Raw genomic sequence first — 1,963 nt, forward strand, 5'->3', positions numbered from 1 at the left:
ATTTGGGATCTGCCGCGGCCTTGCCCTCGAACACCACGGCCTCCGCAACGTCGATCACGCGGACGCTGATCTCCTTGAGCGAGACATCCAGCGCGACATACTGCTCCATGGCGGCTCTCCCGATGCCAGTATTACGAGATGCGATCCTACGACCCCGGATCGGGAGAATGCCCGCCCCGATTACCCCATGTTTGAGAATGGGGCGGCGGAAGGCTGGCAAGGGATTTTTCGTGCCGGGCAGGAAGGCCCTTGCCCCGATGCGGGGCATCGGGGCAAGAACCTGACGCTTCCGGCGCGGAAAAGACCCGCTAGGCCGACCCGCGACCATTCTCAAACAGACTCTGAGCGAAATCAGCAGAAACCTCAAAGGTATAGGAGCAGTTTTCACGGGGTTACGGCTGGACGCCTATTCACAGCGGACGTCAGTCGCTCGCCATGCTCGCCTTATTGTCCCCCACCCATCTGTGTCACGCCTGGAGGGTACAGGACCGCTTTTCCATCTCCAGCCCGCGCCAGTAGAGGACGATGGGCCGGTTTGAGCCATCAACGTCTACCAGGGCCACCTTGCGGCGCATGGCTGGGTCTGGAGTTATCCATCTGGAGCCAACAGGTGGGGCTTTCTGCGACAAACTGCTGCCTCCTTGGAGTTCTCAGATTGAGAGCTCTACTCCTCTCGCCTGAGCCAGGCCTATGCCGATCTGCCGATGTGCCCACGCCCCGCCACCATCCGATCAGACCTTTGACGGGCTGGTAACTGCCGCCGACAAGGACGCCCCACTGGGCGCCCTTTTTCACGACAGATGATACGGGCGGATCAGCACTTCGGCCGGGATATGCCACTCGCTGAACAGCTTATAGGCCTGCTCCATCGTCAGCCCGCGCTTCCGGGCCAGGACTTCGGAGGCGCGGGACCGAGAGCCGAGGAGGCGAGCCAAGTCGGCTTGGGTGTAGCCGGCTTGCTCCATCCGGAAGCGCAGGGCCTCGATAGGGTCCGGCGCCTCGATCGGCCAGTGCTTGGCCTCATAGTTCTCGATCAGAGCCGACAGCACGTTAAAGCGATCGGCCTCCGGGGTACCAGGCGCCGGCTCGTTATCGAAATACTGCTCCACCTCGGCCAGAGCCCAGTCGTAATCGGCTTCGGTGGTGAGGGGACGGATGTTCATCACACGCTCTCCGGGTTGATAGCGTCGTATTCCTTGTGGGTGCCGACGAACTTAACCAGAACCCGCTGGTAGCCGTAGGACACTCTGCAGATCAGGCGAAACTTGTTACCGCTGATGTCGAAGATTACACGGTTGTCGGCCACGAAGTCGGCCGAGTTGAACATGGCCTTCACGTCAGCAGGGGTCTTCCACTCGGCCTTGCTGACCAGAGCGAACCAGACGCGAAGCGGGGTCTCGGCCTGTGGGTGCCGTTCCCAGAACTGCTTCAGCGTCCGCTTAGCGATGATCTGCATGAACAGGACATAGCCCGTTCCTGATTTGGGAACAAGAGGAATGTTCCCGTTACGGGAACGGCCTGATAAGGTTCCCCTTCGAGGGCGCCGAGGCCTGCCAAGGGGGTTTTCCCCAAAACGGGGGACCTCACCGCTTCCGAGCGGCATTGTTACGTTGTTTGATGACCAGGCGAGTTTGGTGGAGCGACGCAGCCTGCGTGGCCTTACACGGACGCCTGGACACACGTCTCCTGCCGCCAGATCCAGAAGGCCTTGTTGCGCGCACGGCGGTACTGGTCGGCGGTCATCAAGTGGGGACCTCGAATTACCCGTCGCTTCGCAGGTTTCGTGAACAGGGTTGTCGCCTCAGGCTGTGACGTGCCCCTGCTGACCCGACTGGGTCACCGGCTTTGGGCGGCGGGTACCGCTCTTCCTGGGCGCTGTGAGGTTATGCGGGCGCAGCTCGGGTGCTGAGCCAGGCGAGGCGGGCAAAGTTGTACGCCAAGTTGGCCATGCCGATCTTCACCT

General features: G+C 61.5%; 2 protein-coding genes. Both read right to left on the reverse strand.

Annotation, left to right across the window (positions count from 1 at the left end):
* Positions 1-791: 791 nt before the first annotated feature.
* Complete coding sequence (locus EBE87_RS28150) at positions 792-1,163, reverse strand: helix-turn-helix domain-containing protein (protein WP_120641193.1); 372 nt, start codon at positions 1,161-1,163, stop codon at positions 792-794.
* Positions 1,163-1,456 carry a type II toxin-antitoxin system HigB family toxin gene (locus tag EBE87_RS28155; RefSeq protein WP_120641192.1) on the reverse strand — a complete coding sequence of 98 codons (294 nt, stop codon included), beginning with the start codon at positions 1,454-1,456 and terminating at the stop codon, positions 1,163-1,165. The genes EBE87_RS28150 and EBE87_RS28155 overlap by 1 nt, the downstream gene beginning before the upstream one ends.
* Positions 1,457-1,963 lie beyond the last annotated feature (507 nt).

Source organism: Teichococcus wenyumeiae (genome assembly GCF_003696345.1).
GTDB lineage: Bacteria > Pseudomonadota > Alphaproteobacteria > Acetobacterales > Acetobacteraceae > Pseudoroseomonas > Pseudoroseomonas wenyumeiae.